Here is a 730-nt window from a genome sequence, read left to right as displayed (position 1 = left end):
ATATTACAGAGATAATGGGATTTGAAGTAGATGATGTTAGGCAAGTAGTAAAACACGGTTACTATAATAAAGTGAATCAAAGGCAAATAAAAAATAATGTTTCAAAAAAATGCTCCTAGATTAATCTAGGAGCATTTTTTTGATGGAGTTACTGGATTTCTTACGATGATAAATACCAGCCGTTAAAGAGTAACATATTCATTTAGAAAAAGCACTATCATGGATTCTTTTATATGACAACCGACGTTCATCTCCACCTAAAATTGGTGTTTCACACCTTCACATTTTTGAGGAAGGAGTCTTCTGTCTGAAAATGATAAAAAAGTCCTTAACAATTTGTTAAGGACTGCGGAATAGAACCGCAATTTGGGCTGACACCCAATCAGTTTGTAGAAAATAAATTGCGATTATAATAGCAATTGCATTCCCAAAAGCAATATTTCAAATGGATTGTAGCATACCTGTAACTAGATTGGTATCAATAAAATATAGATTGGATTACAAATAGTGGTTTTGAATATTAGAAAAATTTTAAAAGTTAATTACTTCTCATGAAGAAAAAACCTTAAGAAAACTTGTAACGATAAATTTTTAGAGGAAGGGTGGATTTTTAATTATAAATTCACATAATTTTCAAATATTAAAACTCTGGATGTTAATATTTGTTATATAATGAAATCAAGCCGTAATCAATATGGTTTCCCCGTTATGAATAATGAGATAATTTATG

Annotated in this window: 1 pseudogene; it reads left to right on the top strand. The window is 29.5% G+C overall.

The window, feature by feature from the left end:
- Positions 1-119: pseudogene (locus GBN78_RS29925) on the top strand (DUF2187 domain-containing protein); the annotation flags it as partial.
- Positions 120-730: the final 611 nt, after the last annotated feature.

This window comes from Bacillus sp. B2-WWTP-C-10-Post-4 (genome assembly GCF_009183805.1).
In the GTDB taxonomy this organism is placed as follows: Bacteria; Bacillota; Bacilli; order Bacillales; family Bacillaceae_G; genus Bacillus_A; species Bacillus_A cereus.
Note: the sequence above shows the minus strand (reverse complement) of the source record. Positions and strands in the feature narration are given on the sequence as shown.